Origin of the sequence: Limimaricola cinnabarinus (genome assembly GCF_047631075.1) — a bacterium.
Taxonomy (GTDB): Bacteria; Pseudomonadota; Alphaproteobacteria; order Rhodobacterales; family Rhodobacteraceae; genus Limimaricola; species Limimaricola cinnabarinus.
In genome coordinates this window covers 1-16,435 of the sequence record NZ_JBLHYX010000002.1, presented here as the reverse complement: position 1 = coordinate 16,435, position 16,435 = coordinate 1, and the positions used below count along the sequence as shown (strand labels likewise).

Here is a 16,435-nt window from a genome sequence, read left to right as displayed (position 1 = left end):
AGATGTTGTTTGAAGCTGCCGCCGGACCGGGTCAGTCTGGTGCAGAGGCATCACGGAGGACTCCCATGCGCCATCTGCTGACAAGCACCGCCATATTGTTGTGGGCCGGTGCGGCCATGGCGCAGGACGCGGCCCTGCTCTTGGGCACGGAACGCTACGAAACATTGGGCCGGCTGTCGCGCGGCACCGAGATTCTCGGCGCGGCCGAGCCGCTGCGGGATCTGGGCTTTTCGGTCTTCGCGCTACCCAATGGCCGCGCCGACAGCACCGCCCAGACCGCGCGCGACTGGCTCGAACAGGTGCCCGAGGGCAATCGGCTCGTGGTGGCGCTTTCGGGGCGATTCGCCACCGACGGGGCACGCAGCTGGTTCCTGACCGCCGAGGCCGATGGTCCGGGGCTTCTGACGCCGGGGGCGGCGGCACTGCCGGTGGAAGGGGTGCTGCGGGCTCTCGCCGAGGCGCCGGGCCGCGCGTTGCTGCTGCTGGGTGTCGAGGATGGCGGCTCGAACCGCTACGACCCTTGGGTCGGCGAGGGGCTGGGCGCGCTCGAGATCCCGCAAGGCGTCACCGTCCTCACGGGTAGCCCACGCGCGGTGGCGCAGTTCATGACCGGCCCGCTGGCCGAGCCGCGCGCCGATCTGTCCCGCGCGATCGCCGAGGCGGAGGGGCTTGAAGCGCAGGGCTATCTGCCGCGCGCCCGGATATTCATGCCGGCGCAGCCTGACACCCCTGCCGCCGCGACCGCTTCACGGGCCGACCCGGCCGCCGAAGAGGCGCTGTGGCAGGGCACGGTGGCCTTGGGCAGCATCGAGGCCTATCGCGACTATCTCTCGCGCTATCCGCAGGGCGCGCAGGCCGAAGCCGCCGAGGCCGCCATCGCCGCGATCATCGCCGAGCCGAACCGCGACGCGCGGCTTGCCGAGGAAGCGATCGGCCTGTCGCGCGATCAGCGCCGCGACCTGCAGCGCAGCCTGAGCCTGCTGGAGTTCAATACCCGGGGCATCGACGGCATCTTCGGCCCCGGCACGCGGCAGGCGATCACCAACTGGCAGCAACAGAACGGCTTCGCACAGACCTCCTATCTCACCCCCGAGCAGATCGGCCGCATCGACGCGCAGGCCGCGCGCCGCAACGCCGAACTGGAGGCTCAGGCCGAACGGCAGCGGCAAGAGGCGGCGCGGCAGGATCGCTCGTTCTGGGACGAGACCGGCGCGCGCGGCGACGAGCCGGGGCTCAGGGCCTATCTCGACCGCTATCCCGACGGGGTCTTCGCCGAGACCGCCGCCGACCGGCTGACGCTGATCGAGGAGGAAAAGCGCCGCGCCGCGCAGGTCGAGGACAGCGCCGCGTGGGACCGGGCGCGCGAGGCCGATACCATCGAGGCCTATCGCGACTACCAGAGCGCCTTTCCCGAGGGCAGTTTCGAGGCCGAGGCCGAAGCGAAGGTCGCGGCCCTGAGCGAGGAGGTGGCGCAGAGCGATGCGCGGGCCGCGGCGGAGCAGCTCGAGCGGGATCTGGGCCTCAACGCGCTGACAGCGCGGCTGGTGGAGCAGCGGCTCGATGCGCAGGGGCTGGAGCCGGGCGAGGTCGACGGCACCTTCGACCAAGCCACGCGCCGCGCGATTCGTCGCTATCAGAGCAACCGCGAGATCGAGGCGTCGGGCTATCTCGACGAGGCGACGGTGGTGCGGCTCCTGGCCGATTCCGTTCAGGGAATCGTCGACCAATAAGCAAAGATTCACTCCGCCCGAATCGCATAGCTTCGGGCGGGGCTCCATGGCCCCCGGCATCGGCGCAAAGCGCCCTTGGCACGAAGAAAAAGGGCCGCCTCCTTGCGAAGACGACCCTCAATCCTTGGTCTGCCCGGAACGGGCAGGTGGCCAGCTTCAGCCCTGACGGGCCTTGAAGCGGCGCTGCGTCTTGTTGATGACGTAGACGCGGCCCTTGCGGCGCACGACGCGGCAATCGCGGTGGCGCTGCTTGAGCGAACGAAGCGAGTTGGCGACCTTCATGGGGTGCTCTCCTTGTCGCGGCGCGGCGATTGCGCCGTGGTTGCAAAATTCGGCCCCCGAAAAGGGGGCCGGTGAAATCCGTGGTGGGCGGTACAAGGTTCGAACTTGTGACCCCTTCGATGTCAACGAAGTGCTCTACCGCTGAGCTAACCGCCCTTGCCTGCCGCCGTTCCGTGTCTCTTGAGAGCCACCGTTCGGCGCCGGGTGAGCGGTGCTATACGGGGAACGGCTGGGGGGTTCAAGGGGTTTTGGCATGAGAAGTTTCCGGGCTATCTATTCTGTCGGAGCCCTTTTGTGGAGTTCGCGCGCATGGCCGCCTTCGACCTGATCAGACCGGCGGTGCGCACCAGCTGCGTCGTCTTCGCCTCGCCGCATTCGGGGCGCGACTATCCCGCGTCGCTGTTGCTGCGCAGCGAACTCGACGCCCGGCAGATCCGATCCTCGGAAGACGCCTTCGTCGACAGGCTCTTCGAAACGGCACCTCTGCACGGCGCACCGCTTCTGGCAGCACGCGCGCCGCGCGCCTGGGTCGATCTCAACCGGGCCTCGGACGAGTTCGACCCCGCATTGATCGAAGGCGTGGCGCGACGGCCCCACAACCCGCGCGTGGCCAGCGGGCTGGGGGTAATTCCGCGTGTCGTCGCGGGGGGGCGGGCGATTTATTCAGGCAAGATCGAACTCGATGAGGCACATGAACGGATCGACAGCTGCTGGACGCCCTATCACGCGGCGCTGCAGGACCTTTTGACCGAGAGCCATGTCGAGTTCGGCGAATCGATCCTGATCGATTGCCACTCGATGCCGCATGAGGCGATCGAACTGGCGGGCGGCCCCGGCGGGCGGCGTCCGCATGTGGTGCTCGGCGATCGCTTCGGCGCAGCGGCGGCACCCCGGGTCATGGCGCGCATCGAGGCGGCCTTTGTCTCGGCCGGTCTGCGGGTGGCCCGCAACACACCCTTCGCAGGCGCTTATGTAACGCAGGCCTATGGCCGCCCCTCGCGGCGCCAGCACGCGATCCAGATCGAGATCGATCGCTCGCTCTACATGGACGAGGCGCTGGTTGTGCCCCATGCGGGTTTCGACGCGTTCCGCACGCGGCTCGACCGCGTGATCGCGCAGATTGCGGCGATCGGGCGCTCCGAGGCCGAGCGGGTCGCGGCAGAGTAGAAGCGCGGAACCGGCGGCCCGCCGCGCTGGTTGAACGGATGCGGCCCGTCCGGGGCCGACCATCAACCCCGGAGGATCGGTCTTGCCCCTCATACCCGTGGAGCTTCAGCCGGTCGTGGCCCTTGTGCTGCTCGGCCTGTTGTTCGTGGCCTTCCTCTTGGAACGGTTTCCTCCCGACGTCACCGCCGCCGGTGCGGCGGCGCTGTTCGTGGCGCTGGGGCTGACGCCGTCCGAGCAGGTGCTCGGGGTGTTCTCGAACCCCGCGCCGATCACCATCGCGGCGATGTTCGTGATTTCCGGCGCGCTGGTGCGCACCGGGCTTCTCGACGCGCTCGCCGCACTGGTCATTGCGCGGGCCGAGACACGGCCCAAGGTTGCCGTGGCGGTGTTCCTGACCGCGACGCTTCTGGCCTCGGGCATCGTCAACAATACGCCCGTGGTGCTGATCCTGATCCCGGTGATGATTCGCCTCGCCCGGTCGCTCGGTATCGCCGAGACGCGACTGTTGATCCCTTTGTCCTATGCGGCGGTGCTGGGCGGCACGCTCACCCTGATCGGCAGCTCCACCAACCTGCTGGTGGCCGGCGTTGCCGCCGAACGCGGTCTGGCCCCCTTCGGTATCTTCGAGATCGCGCCCGTGGGCCTCGCCCTGGGCGCGGTGGGCGGCGTGGCCTTGGCGGTGCTGGGGCCATGGCTTCTGCCCGACCGGCGGGCGCGCAACGACGCGGGTGCCAATGAGACGACGTTCCTGACCGAGATCCGTTTGCTCGAGGGCCATCCCGGTCTCGGCAAGCCCTTGGCAGAGGTGGCCGATCTGAGCCGACCGGGCATCCGCATCACGGCGCGGCGCGAAGGCGCGCGGTTGCGGCGCTCGAATCTCGACGAGCATGTCGTTTCGGCGGGGGACGTGTTCGTCGCCATGGCCACGACCTCGGAGATCCTGACACTTCGGGACATCGCGGGGCTGGGTGTCGGCCTGCGGCGCGGCACCGGCGGCCGGGCGAGCGAGGAGGATCTCGTCGTCGCCGAGGCAATGGTGACGCCGACCCATGGCAGCCCGCGCGACACCGTCTCGCAGCTTTCGGTGGGGTATCGCTACGGGCTGCGGGTGCTGGGTGCGCATCGGCAGGGCCATGTGCCGGGGGCCGATCTCGGCTCGGCCCGGCTCCGCCCCGCCGACAAGCTTCTGCTCGAAGGCACGACGGAAGGATTCGACCGCCTCGCGCAGGGAGGCGAGCTGGTCTCTGTCACCCGGCCTTCGGGGCGCGCCTATCGCCGCCGCCGCGCGCCGCTGGCGCTTCTGGCCCTCTTTGCGGTGGTCGGTCTCGCAGCCTTTGATGTGGCGCCGATCTCGCTGCTGGCATTGGGGGCGGTGGCGGCGATCCTGCTGTGCCGTTGCATCGACAACGACGAGGCATGGGGCTCGGTCGATGCGGGCATCCTGGTGCTGATCCTGTCGATGCTGATCGTCGGCGTGGGCCTCGAAGAGACCGGCACGGTGGCGCTGATCGTCGATACTCTGGCCCCGTGGCTCGAAGGTCTGCCGCCGATCGCGCTTCTTGCGGCGCTCTATGCGCTCACATCGATCCTGACCGAGACGGTCACCAACAACGCCGTGGCGGTGGTGGTCACGCCGATCGCGGTGGCACTGGGGCAGGAGACGGGGGTCGATCCGCGTGCGCTGGTGGTCGCGGTGATGATGGGGGCCTCCGCCAGTTTCGCCACGCCGGTGGGCTACCAGACCAACACACTGGTCTATGGCGCGGGCGAATACCGGTTCTCGGACTTCCTCAAGATCGGCCTGCCTATGAACCTGATCGTCGGGCTGGCGGCCGTGCTGGTGATTCCGCTGGTGTTTCCGCTGACACCGGGTTGAGGCATGAAGTTGATTTCCCTCTCAGCGCGCTTTGACCGACATTGGACCGCATGACCCGTATTCTCGTTGCCCTGTCGCTTGCCCTCGCGCTCTTCGCCCCGCCCATCAGCGCCCAAGAGGCGTCCGAGCGGCGCTGCCTGCCGGGGGGCGGCCCTTGCATCGCGCTCGACAGCTATATCCCCGATGTCTGCGCCGCCATCGAGACCTTTGCGGACCGCAACGCGCTCGACGTCGGATTCTTCGCGCGGTTGCTGTGGCGCGAGAGCTTGTTCGACGCGGGCGCGGTAAGCCCGGCGGGCGCGCTCGGCATCGCGCAGTTCATGCCCGGTACCGCCAAGCTGCGTGGTTTGGCCGACCCGTTCGACCCGGTTCAGGCTCTTGCCGCCTCAGCCGCCTATCTCGCGGAACTGGCCGAACGTTTTGGCAGCCTCGGTCTTGCCGCCGTCGCCTACAATGCGGGCGAAGCCCGGGCCGAGAAGTTCCTTGCCGGCAATGATTGGCTGCCCGGCGAGACGGAGGCCTACGTGCAGGCGATCACCGGCTTTGCCGCGCGCGACTGGCGCGACAGCCCGCCCGAGAAGATCGACCTGACCTTGGCCTCGGGCCGGCCATTCCAAGAGGCCTGCCTAGAGCAGGCCAAGGGGCGCAGCATCGCACAGTTCCGGGTCACGGTGCCGATCCTGCCATGGGGCGTGATCCTCGCTTCGGCGCCGGGACGCGGCGCAGTGGAGAAACGGCTGGCGCAGATTCGACGGCAGGCAGGCGGGGTGATCGGCTCCGAGCAGGTGGCCTTCACCCGGTCGCGGCTTCCGGGTCAGCCGGCGCGGCGTCACGTCGCCCAGATCGGCCGCGAAAGCCGGGCCGAGGCCAACGCGCTCTGTTCAAGGCTGCGCGCGGCGGGCGCACCCTGCATGGTGCTGAAGAACTAGCGCAGCGCGCGGCCCTTGAGGATCGCCTCGGCGCCGAATCGCGCGCGGATCGCGTCCGCCGCCCTCTCGGCCCGCTCCCGTGCGGCGCGGCCTGGATCGAGCAGGTCCGCCTCGGAGGGCGCGGTTGCCGCCGGTGACAGCTCTGACAACCCGACACCCAGGAGCCTATAGGCACCGCTTTCGCCGCGCCCGTCGAACAACCCGCGCGCGGTGCGGTAGAGCGTATCGGCGATCTGTGTCGGCGCGCGCAGGCTGACCCGGCGGGTCAGCAGCGTGTGATCGGCCCGCTTGAGCTTGAGCGTCACAACGCGGCCCACGAGATCGCGGGCCTTGGCGCGCGACGACACCTTCTCGGCCATGCGCCAGATATGGCCGTCGAGGATCTCGGGGTCGCGGGTGTCGGTCTCGAAGGTGGTCTCGTTGGAGATGCCCTTGACCGGCTCATGTGCCGTGACCCGTCTGCGATCCTCACCCCGCGCGAGGTGATAGATCCGCTCGCCCAAGCCCCCGAAGCGCCGCACGAGATCGGAAAGCTCCCAGCGCAGCACGTCCTCGAAGGTGCGGATGCCGACGGCGTCGAGGCTGGCCTGCGCCTGCGGCCCGACGCCCCAGATCAGGCCGATCGGCTTGGGGCGCAGAAGATCGACGGTTTCCGCCTTGCCGATCACCGAAAAGCCGCGCGGCTTGTCGAAATCGCTGGCCATCTTGGCGAGAAACTTGTTGTGCGACAGTCCGATGGAACCGGTGAGGCCCAGCTCGTCCTGCATCCGGCGTGTGAGTCGCGCCAGCATCACAGCAGGCGGCGCGCCGTGCAGTCGTTCGGTCCCGGTGAGGTCGAGAAACGCCTCGTCGAGCGACAGCGGCTCGATCGCGGGGGTCATCTCCTCCATCATCGCACGGATCGCGCGGGAGGCCTCGGAATAGGCTTCGAATCGCGGCTTTACCACCACCGCGTCGGGGCAAAGCTTGAGCGCCTGAAACATCGGCATCGCCGATTTCACGCCGCGGATGCGCGCGAGGTAGCAGGCGGTCGAGACGACGCCGCGCCTGCCGCCGCCGACGATCACCGGCTTCTCGACCAGATCGGGGTTGTCGCGCTTCTCGACGCTGGCGAAGAAGGCGTCGCAATCCATGTGTGCGATGGAGAGCGTGAACAGTTCGGAATGGGATGTGACGCGCGGGCTGCGGCAGGCGGGGCAGCGTTTGCCCGCCTCGAAGGCATGGAGACAGGCGCGGCAAAGGGACGGCATGGCGACATCATATAGCCGGGCATGAGGCGGCGAAAGCTTCGACGGTGCGAAAACAGCGTTGTTTGTGGGCGATCGCCTGCTCGTGATCAGGCGCGACGACCGGCCTGACATCGCCTTTCCCGGCGCGCTGGATTTTCCGGGCAGCGGGCGCGAGAGCGGGGAGAGTCACGAGGCGACGCTGGCCCGCGAGATGCGCGAGGAGGTGGGGCTGGAGATGGGCCGGGCCGAGATGCTGTGGTAGCGGAGCTTCGACGGCGTCATCCGCTCCGGCCTCGTCTGGTTCTACGTGCTGCGCATGGCGGCGACGGCCGAGGCCGAGATCGTTCTCGGCGATGAGGGGCAAGGCTGGGCGCTGATGACGCCCGAGACCTTTCTGGCCGCGCCCGACGCGGTGCCAGCCCTGCAGGCGCGGCTCAGGCTCTGGCAGTCGCTCTAGCGGAACCGCGCCAGAAGATCGCGCGCGCCCGACAGCATGAGAGAAGCGTCGATGCCGACGGCGGTGAAGCGGGTGCCACGCGCCATGCAGGCCTGCGCAAAATTACCGTCGAGCGTCAGGATGCCCGCTGGCACGCCCAAGGCGCCGAGCCGGTCGATCGCGCCCATGATCGCCTCGACGACCTCCGGATGGTCCTGCCGCCCCGGACGGCCGAGGCTGGCGGCGAGATCGGCGGGGCCGATGAACACGCCGTCGACCCCCTCCACCCCCGCGATTTCCTCGAGCCGATCAAGCGCGGCGCGGGTCTCGACCTGCACCAGCACGCAGGTCTCCTCATGCGCGTGGGCCATGTAGTCGCCGATCCGGTCATAGCGCGTCGCCCGGTGCAGCCCGGCCACGCCACGCATGCCAACGGGCGGGTAGCGGGTGGCGGCAACGGCAGCGCGCGCCTCCTCGGCCGATTGCACGTAAGGAATGAGCAGCGTCTGCGCGCCGAAATCCAAGAGCCGCTTGATCAGGACCGGGTCGTTCCAGGCGGGCCGCACCACAGCGGAGGTGCCGGGCTCGGCCGCCATGGCCTGCAGTGCCGGTAGCACGTCGGAGACGTCAGTGGGCGAATGCTCGGTGTCGATCACCACCCAGTCATAGCCCAGCCCCGACAGCGCCTCGGGCACCAGCGGGCCGGTGATCATGTTCCACAGACCGATCTGCTGGCGCCCTTCGCGCAGGGCTGCCTTGAACTGGTTCTTCGGGTTCTCCATGGCGTCTCCTTTGCGCGCTGCGCGGGCCCCCGCCGACGTCGAAAGGCCGGTCCCTATCAAAGGATCGGCGCGATTCCGGGCGGTTGCAAGCGCGGCGGCGGAAATGTCACGCGTTTCGAACGACCGGTGCGGGTCCTGCAAGACATGCTCTGGCGGAACGATCTCGCTTGGCGTATGTTTCCTATAGGAAACGGTCCTGCCGGGAGAGAGCAGGACGGTCTGCCGCCGAAGGAGCAGTCGCGCGCCCCGCGATCTCTCAGGCAAAAGGACCGGTCGGGCCGCATGACATCCGGAGAGAGGCTGAAAGGCCCGCCGAAGGGGAAAGTCGCGATCCGCATGATGCGGGGACGACGAAGCTCTCAGGCACCAGGGACGGAAGGGGCGCACTGGAGCAGGCCAAATGCCGCATTACGCCGTCTTGGGCGCCGGGATCACCGGCGTCACCACCGCCTATTCATTGTGGAAACGGGGCCACGAGGTCACCGTCTTCGATCGGCAGCGCTATGCCGCGATGGAGACGAGCTTTGCCAATGGCGGCCAGCTTTCAGCCTCGAACGCCGAGGTCTGGAACCGCTGGGCCACCGTGCTCAAGGGCACGAAGTGGCTGTTGAAGCCCGACGCGCCCCTGTCGGTGAACCCCAAGCCGTCGTGGCACAAGTTGAGCTGGATGGCCGAGTTTCTCGGGCAGATCCGCAATTACGAGGCCAACACTGTCGCCACCACGAAACTCGCCATCGCAGCGCGGGCCGGGATGCGCGAGATGGCCGAGACGGCGGGGATCGACTTCGACTTCTCGCCCGCCTCGATCGTACATTTCTACCAGACCGAGAGGGACCTTGCGGATGGGCGGCGGGTCAACAAGCTCTTGGCGCAGGGCGGGCTGCGGCGCGACGAGCTGAGCCCCGATGAGGTACGGGCCCGGGTGCCTCAGCTGACCGGGCCCCTCACTGGCGGCTTCGTCACGACAAGCGATTCCACCGGCGACATCCACAAGTTCACCACCGGGCTCGCCGATTGGCTGGCGGGGCAGGGTGTGCGGTTCCGGATGGGGGCGGAGATCACCGATGTCGCAGCGCATGATGACGGTGTTACCGTGACGGCCGGGGAGCCCGAGCGTTTCGACGGCGTGGTGGTCTGTGCCGGCGTCGGCTCGCGCGCGATTGCGGCGAAGCTCGGCGACCGGGTGAACATCTACCCCGTGAAGGGCTACTCCATCACCGTGAACCTGCGCGACGCGGCGAGCCGCGCCGCCGCGCCTCATATTTCGCTCCTTGATGACAAGGCCAAGATCGTCACCTCGCGACTGGGCGAGGACCGGTTCCGCGTGGCAGGGACGGCCGAGTTCAACGGCTACAACCGTGACATCCGTTCGGATCGCGTGAAGCCGCTGGTCGATTGGGTCGAGCGGCTGTTTCCGGGCGTATCGACCGAGCATTGCGTGCCATGGGCCGGCCTGCGGCCGATGATGCCGAACATGATGCCAAAAGTGGGCGCGGGCCGCCGTCCCGGCGTGTTCTACAACACCGGGCACGGGCATCTGGGCTGGACGCTTTCGGCCGCGACCGCCGAGGCGCTGGGCGAGACAATCGGCGAAGGCCAATTGGTGCGCGACTTTCACAACATGACAGTACAAGCGGCCTGATCAGGCCTGCTTGTCACAAGAAAGGCCCGCCTGTTGGCGGGCCTTTTCGTATCGGGGAAGAGCGAAAATCTCAGAGATGCGACCAGAGCGAGGCGCCACTGTCGGACATGCGCATCGCATGGCGGGTCAGGCTGGCGCGCACATGGCCCGCATCCATGTCGATCGGACCGGCCACTTGGCAGGGGTAGCGGTAGGTGGTGCCGTTGCGGTCCACGTCCACGCGCGCCTCGAAGGCACCGATCTGGGCGTTGTAGCGCACGTCGCCGAGTCTGATGGTCTGCATTCGAAGTGTCTCCGCTGCTCGCTTTTTCTGGTTCGTCAACCGCCAATACGCGATTTCGGTTCCCTGTGGCGACGAAGACTCTTTGATCTCGATCCTGTGATCCCATTAGGCGTTCGGTGTGCAGGCCTGCGGCGACATCATTTCCCTGGTGATGGCCTCGGCGGCGGCGCGGGGGTCTTCGGCCTGCCACACCGGCCGACCGACCACGACGTGATCGGCCCCTGCCGCGATCGCTTGCGCGGGCGTCATTACCCGCTTCTGATCGCCGAGCGCCGCCCCTACGGGGCGCACGCCCGGCGTGACGATGAGCTTGCCCGCCGCCTGCGGCAGCGCCCGGATCAGCGCCGCCTCCTGCGGGCTGGCGATCACCCCGTCCGCCCCGGCCTCGAGCGCGCGGCCGGCGCGCTCCACCACCATCTGGGTGACGTCGCCCGCGCGCATCATCCCTTCGTCGAGATCGTCGCGATCGAGCGAGGTCAGGATCGTCACGGCGAGGATCTTCATCTCCTTACCGCCCGCGCCCTCGCGCGCGGCGCGCACCACGTGCGGATCGCCATGGACGGTCAGAAAATCGAGGTCGAACTGTGCCAGCCCGCGCACCGCCGCCTCGACCGTGGCCCCGATGTCGAACAGCTTCATGTCCAGAAAGATGCGCTTGCCGTGTTCGTCCTTGAGTTCGCGCGCCAGCGCGAGGCCGCCCCCCGTGAGCATCCCCAGCCCGATCTTATAGAACGACACCGCGTCACCGAGCGTTTCGGCGAGCTTGAGCCCCGAGATCGCGTCGGGACGGTCAATGGCAACGATCAGGCGGTCATCGGCGGGGATCGGGACGGTCATGGCGGGCTCTCCGGGGCTTTGGGGGGTCGCGCGCTTTTGGCGCGCGGCGCACGGCCGCGTCAAGCGCGGGGGTATGGGAACGCGCGGGCGGGGGCGGCGTTGCGCCTGTGAAAGGGGCCTCGCGCCTCAGCCAAGGAGACCGACATGGCCGACAAACCCCGCAGCTCGCGCCGCGCGCTGCTCTACGCGATGATCCCGATGGGATTCATCCTTCTCGTCATCTTCCTCGTGGTCGGCGGCTGGTTCCGCGCAGAAGAGGCCGAAGAGTTCGACACCGCGCCGCTCGAGGTGCCGAGCCAGTCGCCCGACACGACGGGCGAGACCGGCGATGCGGAGCCCGACGACGCGATTATCGACGACGCCCAGACCGACGCGGCCGAGCCGCAGACCCCCGACGACATGGTGCGCCCGAGCGTGGCCGACAGCGACAGCGACAGCCTCGGCGAACCCGAGGATGACAACGTCGATGACGATGGTGGCCTCGACCCCGTGCCCCCCTCCGAGTGATCGACGCAAGTCATTGACAACAGGGCCATCGGGCGCGTTCCGGTGGCCCTTTTTGCGACTGTGATACTTGCGCAACGCCCTCTCGCCTCCCATTTTCCGAGCAGAGGCCCGAACCGGGGCGCGCCGCCAGAGCGGGCGTTCTTTCACCGGGCGCTTTGATCAAGGAGAGACAGATGAACCTCGACAAGTTCACCGAGCGTTCGCGCGGCTTCGTTCAGGCTGCGCAGACCATCGCGATGCGCGAAAGCCACCAGCGCCTCGCGCCCGAGCACCTGCTGAAGGCGCTCATGGATGACGATCAGGGCCTTGCCACCAACCTCATCACCAATGCGGGCGGCGACGCGGCCCGCGTGCGCGAGGCGGTCGATGCCGCCGTGTCCAAGCTGCCCAGGGTGTCGGGCGACGCGGGCCAGACCTATCTCGACCAATCCACCGGCAAGGTGCTGGACGAGGCCGAGCAGATCGCCAAGAAGGCCGGGGACAGCTTTGTGCCCGCCGAGCGCATTCTCATGGCGCTGGCCATGGTGAAGTCCAAGGCAAAGGAGGCACTCGACGCCGGAAAGGTCTCGGCCCAATCGCTCAACGCGGCGATCAATGCCGTGCGCAAGGGGCGTACCGCCGACAGCGCCAATGCCGAGGAAGGCTATGAGGCGCTCAAGAAATACGCGCGCGACCTGACCGAGGCCGCCGAGCAGGGCAAGATCGATCCGATCATCGGTCGCGACGAGGAGATCCGCCGCGCCATGCAGGTGCTGTCGCGCCGCACCAAGAACAACCCGGTGCTGATCGGCGAGCCGGGCGTCGGCAAGACCGCGATCGCCGAGGGCCTCGCGCTGCGCATCATTGACGGTGATGTGCCCGAATCCCTGCGCAACAAGCGGCTGATGTCGCTCGACATGGGCGCGCTGATTGCGGGGGCGAAGTATCGCGGCGAGTTCGAGGAGCGGCTGAAGGCGGTCTTGAAGGAGATCGAGGCCGCGGCGGGCGAGGTCATCCTGTTCATCGACGAGATGCACACCCTCGTGGGCGCGGGCAAATCCGACGGTGCGATGGATGCGGCCAACCTGATCAAGCCCGCGTTGGCGCGCGGCGAACTGCACTGCATTGGCGCCACCACCCTCGATGAGTATCGCAAATACGTCGAGAAAGACGCCGCTCTTGCCCGTCGGTTCCAGCCTCTGATGGTCGAGGAGCCGACGCCGGAGGACACGATCTCGATCCTGCGCGGCATCCGCGAGAAATACGAGCTGCACCACGGGGTGCGGATCTCGGACTCGGCGCTCGTCGCGGCGGCGCAGCTGTCGCACCGCTACATCACCGACCGCTTCCTGCCCGACAAGGCGATCGACCTCGTGGATGAGGCCGCGAGCCGTCTGCGCATGGAGGTCGACAGCAAGCCCGAGGAGCTCGACGCGCTCGACCGCTCGATCTTGCAGATGCAGATCGAGGCCGAGGCGCTGCGCCGCGAGGATGACGAGGCCTCCAAGGAGCGCTTGGCAAAGATCGAGGAAGAGCTCGGTGCCCTCACCGAAAAGGCCGACGCGATGACTGCCAAGTGGCAGGCCGAGCGCGACCGTCTCGAAGGCTCGCGCACATTGAAGGAGCGTCTCGACCGCGCCCGCGCCGAGCTCGATATCGCCAAGCGCGAGAGTAATCTCGCGAAGGCAGGCGAGCTCAGCTACGGCGTGATCCCGCAGCTTGAGCGTGAGCTGAGCCATGCCGAAACCTCTGACGACCCGCTGATGGTCGAGGAGGCGGTGCGGCCCGAGCAGATCGCCGAGGTGGTGGAGCGCTGGACCGGCATCCCGACCTCGAAGATGCTTGAAGGCGAGCGCGAGAAGCTTCTGCGCATGGAAGAGGAGCTGGGTCGTCGCGTCATCGGCCAGCAGACCGCCGTGCGGGCGGTAGCCAACGCCGTGCGCCGCGCGCGCGCCGGGCTCAACGACGAGAATCGACCGCTTGGCTCGTTCCTGTTCCTCGGGCCGACCGGCGTGGGCAAGACTGAGTTGACCAAGGCCGTGGCCGAATACCTCTTCGACGATGATCAGGCGATGGTGCGCGTCGACATGTCTGAATTCATGGAGAAGCACGCGGTCGCCCGTCTTATCGGCGCGCCTCCGGGTTATGTCGGCTATGACGAGGGCGGCGTGCTGACCGAGGCCGTGCGGCGCAGGCCTTATCAGGTGATCCTGTTCGATGAGGTCGAGAAGGCACATCCCGATGTCTTCAACGTCCTGCTGCAGGTGCTCGACGACGGCGTGCTGACCGATGGCCAAGGTCGGCGCGTGGACTTCAAGCAGACGCTGATCGTGCTGACCTCGAACCTCGGGGCGCAGGCGCTGAGCCAGCTGCCGGATGGGGCCGATGCGGGGCGCGCCAAGCGCGACGTGATGGATGCGGTGCGGGCGCATTTCCGGCCCGAATTCCTGAACCGTCTGGACGAGACGATCATCTTCGACCGGCTGGGCCGAGAGGACATGTCGGGCATCGTCGAGATCCAGCTGAGCCGTCTCGAAAAGCGGCTGGCGGGGCGCAACATCACCCTGACCCTCGACGATCCGGCCAAGGCGTGGCTGGCCGAGGAGGGCTATGACCCGGTCTTCGGCGCACGGCCCCTGAAGCGGGTGATCCAGCGGGCGCTGCAGGACCAGCTCGCGGAGATGATCCTCGCGGGGGATATCCGCGACGGCCAGTCGGTGCAGGTAAGTGCCGGGGCCGACGGGCTGATCGTCGGTGACCGGGTCTCCGGTACGGCCCGGCCCAAGCCCGAGGGTGCGGTGCTGCACTGACACAGATCGCGCCTTATTGGCGCGGTGGCCCCGGCGGAGCGATCCGCCGGGGCCTTTGTACATTACACGGCGTCAACGCATCGTGACGCCTGCAACATGGCGCTCTCGGGTAACGTGCCTAGATAATTCGAAGACGCAGAGGAGACCCCGAATGGCCCATCGCTGGATGAACGACCTGACCCGCGCCGACGCGACACCGCGCGGTATGTTCCTGAACCGCCGCCAGATCATGGCCGGGGCCGGAGCGCTGGGCCTGTCGGGCCTCGCGGGGGGGGCGGGCGCCCAAGCGGCGCTGGAGCCGAACAGCTTCGAGGAGATCACCTCCTACAACAATTACTACGAGTTCGGCACCGGCAAGACCGATCCAGCCAAGAACGCCGCTGCGCTCGACACCTCCGATTGGACGGTCACTGTCGATGGCCTCGTTGACAATCCGGGGACTTTCCCGCTCTCGGAACTCCTCGCCGGCCTCACGGTCGAGGAGCGGATCTACCGCCTGCGCTGCGTTGAGGCGTGGTCGATGGTCGTGCCATGGCAGGGGATCGAGCTGAAGGACATCCTCGACCGGGCGGGGGTGCAATCCAACGCGCGCTACGTCGCCTTCGAGACCGCCGTGCAGCCCGACAACATGCCTGGCGTGCGCCGCGGTGTGCTCGATTTTCCCTATGTGGAGGGGCTACGTCTCGACGAGGCGATGCATCCGTTGACGATTCTGGCGACCGGCCTCTATGACAAGCCGATGCCGAACCAGAACGGCGCGCCGATCCGCCTCGTGGTGCCGTGGAAATACGGCTTTAAATCGATCAAGTCGATCACCCGCATCTCCCTCGTCGAGGATGAGCCGCCGACCACCTGGAACCGCCTCGCGCCCTCGGAATACGGCTTTTATGCCAATGTGAACCCCACTGTGGACCATCCCCGCTGGAGCCAATCCTCCGAGCGGCGCATCGGCGGCGGCCTGTTCTCGGCGCGTCAGGACACGTTGATGTATAACGGCTATGATGAGGTTGCAGCGCTCTATGATGGCATGGATCTCAAGGCGCAGTTCTGATGGCGCGGCCGCTCACCACCGCTCAGAAGATCAATGGCGTGCTGCGCCGCGTGCCCACATGGTCGCTTTATGTGCTTGGGGCGCTTTGGGCAGCCTTCCTCTTCTGGCAAGCGCTGACGGGACGTTTGGGCGTTGAGCCGATCAACGCGCTCGAGCGCGAATACGGTGATACGGCGCTCAAGCTTCTGGTGGCGGGCCTCGTGGTGACGCCGCTGATGAAATACACCCGCGTCAGCCTGCTGAAGTTTCGCCGTGCGATCGGTCTTCTGACCTTCTTTTTCGTACTGGCTCATTTCTCGGTCTGGGCCCTGCTCGACGTCCAGAGCTTTGGCCGGGTCTGGGCCGACATCCTCAAGCGGCCCTATGTCACCGTGGGCATGATCGCCTTCGTCGGGCTGATCCCGTTGGCGCTGACCTCGAACAACCTTTCGATCCGGAAGCTGGGCCGCAACTGGCGTCGCCTTCACCAACTCGTCTATGGCATCGCGATTCTGGGCGCCGTGCACTTTATCTGGCTTTCCAAGGGGTTTCAGATCGAACCACTGGTCTATCTCGGTCTGATCCTCGGGCTTCTGGCAACCCGGATTCGCTGGAAGACATTCAAGCGGCGCGACGTCGTCGGGACCTGATAGGTCGATCGAACAGGGGTGTTCAGGATATTGCCGGGCGAAGGCGCCCCCGGATATGATGACGTCCCCAAGACCCTGCCATCGCATAATATTCTGCCATTTGTGACGATGAGATGAAAAAGTGGAAAAAACCGCTTGCGGGCGTCGGAACCTTTCCCTAGATAGCCCCTCACCGGCGGCGCAGAGATGCGGTGTTGGTGGGAAATTCCGAAGGGGACGAGGCGGGGCGCCGCGAGTTAGGGCGCTGTCGTGTTTGTTTTATTCAC

The 16,435-nt window shown here is 67.3% G+C and carries 16 protein-coding genes, 1 tRNA gene and 1 riboswitch; of the genes, 11 read left to right on the top strand and 6 right to left on the bottom strand.

Translation table 11 applies throughout. The annotated features are described in order from the left end of the window. Positions 1-65 precede the first annotated feature (65 nt). Complete coding sequence (locus ACJASC_RS01910; RefSeq protein WP_415143087.1) at positions 66-1,730, top strand: peptidoglycan-binding domain-containing protein; 1,665 nt, start codon at positions 66-68, stop codon at positions 1,728-1,730. A 156-nt stretch (positions 1,731-1,886) separates the two neighbouring features. Here the strand turns inward: ACJASC_RS01910 and ykgO are convergent, their stop codons facing one another. Next, the gene (ykgO, locus tag ACJASC_RS01905) at positions 1,887-2,012 is read right to left on the bottom strand and encodes a type B 50S ribosomal protein L36 (protein WP_008884645.1); all 126 of its coding nucleotides are present in this window, start codon (positions 2,010-2,012) and stop codon (positions 1,887-1,889) included. A gap of 81 nt (positions 2,013-2,093) precedes the next feature. Further along, a tRNA-Val gene (locus ACJASC_RS01900) sits at positions 2,094-2,168 on the bottom strand. Positions 2,169-2,321: 153 nt separating this feature from the next. On the opposite strand from ACJASC_RS01900, the gene ACJASC_RS01895 reads away from it, so the two are divergent. The 3 genes from ACJASC_RS01895 to ACJASC_RS01885 all read left to right on the top strand — a co-directional run bounded on the left by ACJASC_RS01895 (position 2,322) and on the right by ACJASC_RS01885 (position 5,984). Next, a complete protein-coding gene (locus tag ACJASC_RS01895) occupies positions 2,322-3,179 on the top strand; it encodes an N-formylglutamate amidohydrolase (protein ID WP_045320225.1) in 858 nt (285 codons plus the stop codon). Positions 3,180-3,261: 82 nt separating this feature from the next. Then, positions 3,262-5,055 carry an SLC13 family permease gene (locus ACJASC_RS01890; protein WP_415143084.1) on the top strand — a complete coding sequence of 598 codons (1,794 nt, stop codon included), beginning with the start codon at positions 3,262-3,264 and terminating at the stop codon, positions 5,053-5,055. Positions 5,056-5,105: 50 nt separating this feature from the next. Then, positions 5,106-5,984, top strand: coding sequence for a lytic transglycosylase domain-containing protein (locus ACJASC_RS01885; RefSeq protein WP_021694990.1), 879 nt, complete (start codon positions 5,106-5,108; stop codon positions 5,982-5,984). Here the strand turns inward: ACJASC_RS01885 and ACJASC_RS01880 are convergent. Further along, complete coding sequence (locus ACJASC_RS01880; RefSeq protein WP_415143082.1) at positions 5,981-7,234, bottom strand: DNA polymerase IV; 1,254 nt, start codon at positions 7,232-7,234, stop codon at positions 5,981-5,983. The two genes, ACJASC_RS01885 and ACJASC_RS01880, sit on opposite strands and share 4 nt — an antisense overlap. 64 nt (positions 7,235-7,298) lie before the next feature. Here ACJASC_RS01880 and ACJASC_RS01875 point away from each other — a divergent pair, with 64 nt between their 5' ends. Next, positions 7,299-7,475: an NUDIX domain-containing protein gene (locus tag ACJASC_RS01875; RefSeq protein ID WP_415143080.1), complete on the top strand. Its 177-nt coding sequence runs from the start codon at positions 7,299-7,301 to the stop codon at positions 7,473-7,475. Positions 7,476-7,529: 54 nt separating this feature from the next. Continuing rightward, complete coding sequence (locus ACJASC_RS01870) at positions 7,530-7,670, top strand: NUDIX hydrolase (protein WP_415143078.1); 141 nt, start codon at positions 7,530-7,532, stop codon at positions 7,668-7,670. Here ACJASC_RS01870 and ACJASC_RS01865 read toward each other — a convergent pair. Further along, positions 7,667-8,431, bottom strand: a complete 765-nt coding sequence (locus ACJASC_RS01865; RefSeq protein WP_415143076.1) for an aldolase/citrate lyase family protein — start codon at positions 8,429-8,431, stop codon at positions 7,667-7,669. The two genes, ACJASC_RS01870 and ACJASC_RS01865, sit on opposite strands and share 4 nt — an antisense overlap. A 190-nt stretch (positions 8,432-8,621) precedes the next feature. Next, a riboswitch (glycine riboswitch) is annotated at positions 8,622-8,713 on the top strand. 118 nt (positions 8,714-8,831) lie between these two features. Here ACJASC_RS01865 and ACJASC_RS01860 point away from each other — a divergent pair. Next, positions 8,832-10,073, top strand: a complete 1,242-nt coding sequence (locus ACJASC_RS01860; RefSeq protein WP_415143074.1) for a D-amino acid dehydrogenase — start codon at positions 8,832-8,834, stop codon at positions 10,071-10,073. 70 nt (positions 10,074-10,143) lie between these two features. On the opposite strand, the gene ACJASC_RS01855 is transcribed toward ACJASC_RS01860, so the two are convergent. Further along, the gene (locus ACJASC_RS01855; protein WP_021694985.1) at positions 10,144-10,356 is read right to left on the bottom strand and encodes a hypothetical protein; all 213 of its coding nucleotides are present in this window, start codon (positions 10,354-10,356) and stop codon (positions 10,144-10,146) included. Positions 10,357-10,461: 105 nt separating this feature from the next. Then, entirely contained in the window at positions 10,462-11,193 is a 732-nt protein-coding gene (gene pyrF / locus ACJASC_RS01850; protein WP_415143072.1) for an orotidine-5'-phosphate decarboxylase, read from the bottom strand. A 144-nt stretch (positions 11,194-11,337) separates the two neighbouring features. On the opposite strand from pyrF, the gene ACJASC_RS01845 reads away from it, so the two are divergent. From ACJASC_RS01845 to msrQ, 4 genes are all read left to right on the top strand, one after another. Beyond that, complete coding sequence (locus ACJASC_RS01845; RefSeq protein WP_021694983.1) at positions 11,338-11,700, top strand: hypothetical protein; 363 nt, start codon at positions 11,338-11,340, stop codon at positions 11,698-11,700. Between the two features lie 173 nt (positions 11,701-11,873). Continuing rightward, a complete protein-coding gene (gene clpB / locus ACJASC_RS01840) occupies positions 11,874-14,489 on the top strand; it encodes an ATP-dependent chaperone ClpB (RefSeq protein ID WP_415143070.1) in 2,616 nt (871 codons plus the stop codon). Between the two features lie 151 nt (positions 14,490-14,640). Then, positions 14,641-15,540 (top strand): protein-methionine-sulfoxide reductase catalytic subunit MsrP, encoded by a 900-nt coding sequence (msrP, locus tag ACJASC_RS01835; protein WP_415143068.1) that lies wholly within the window; start codon positions 14,641-14,643, stop codon positions 15,538-15,540. Next, a complete protein-coding gene (msrQ, locus tag ACJASC_RS01830; protein WP_415143066.1) occupies positions 15,540-16,169 on the top strand; it encodes a protein-methionine-sulfoxide reductase heme-binding subunit MsrQ in 630 nt (209 codons plus the stop codon). Before msrP ends, msrQ begins: the two co-directional genes overlap by 1 nt. Positions 16,170-16,435 lie beyond the last annotated feature (266 nt).

Coding starts and splice junctions, on each gene's coding strand:
- ACJASC_RS01910 (WP_415143087.1), top strand. CDS start 66: ATGCGCCATCTGCTGACAAGCACCGCCATATTGTTGTGGGCCGGTGCG.
- ykgO (WP_008884645.1), bottom strand. CDS start 2,012: ATGAAGGTCGCCAACTCGCTTCGTTCGCTCAAGCAGCGCCACCGCGAT.
- ACJASC_RS01895 (WP_045320225.1), top strand. CDS start 2,322: ATGGCCGCCTTCGACCTGATCAGACCGGCGGTGCGCACCAGCTGCGTC.
- ACJASC_RS01885 (WP_021694990.1), top strand. CDS start 5,106: ATGACCCGTATTCTCGTTGCCCTGTCGCTTGCCCTCGCGCTCTTCGCC.
- ACJASC_RS01880 (WP_415143082.1), bottom strand. CDS start 7,234: ATGCCGTCCCTTTGCCGCGCCTGTCTCCATGCCTTCGAGGCGGGCAAA.
- ACJASC_RS01870 (WP_415143078.1), top strand. CDS start 7,530: ATGGCGGCGACGGCCGAGGCCGAGATCGTTCTCGGCGATGAGGGGCAA.
- ACJASC_RS01865 (WP_415143076.1), bottom strand. CDS start 8,431: ATGGAGAACCCGAAGAACCAGTTCAAGGCAGCCCTGCGCGAAGGGCGC.
- ACJASC_RS01860 (WP_415143074.1), top strand. CDS start 8,832: ATGCCGCATTACGCCGTCTTGGGCGCCGGGATCACCGGCGTCACCACC.
- ACJASC_RS01855 (WP_021694985.1), bottom strand. CDS start 10,356: ATGCAGACCATCAGACTCGGCGACGTGCGCTACAACGCCCAGATCGGT.
- pyrF (WP_415143072.1), bottom strand. CDS start 11,193: ATGACCGTCCCGATCCCCGCCGATGACCGCCTGATCGTTGCCATTGAC.
- ACJASC_RS01845 (WP_021694983.1), top strand. CDS start 11,338: ATGGCCGACAAACCCCGCAGCTCGCGCCGCGCGCTGCTCTACGCGATG.
- clpB (WP_415143070.1), top strand. CDS start 11,874: ATGAACCTCGACAAGTTCACCGAGCGTTCGCGCGGCTTCGTTCAGGCT.
- msrP (WP_415143068.1), top strand. CDS start 14,641: ATGGCCCATCGCTGGATGAACGACCTGACCCGCGCCGACGCGACACCG.
- msrQ (WP_415143066.1), top strand. CDS start 15,540: ATGGCGCGGCCGCTCACCACCGCTCAGAAGATCAATGGCGTGCTGCGC.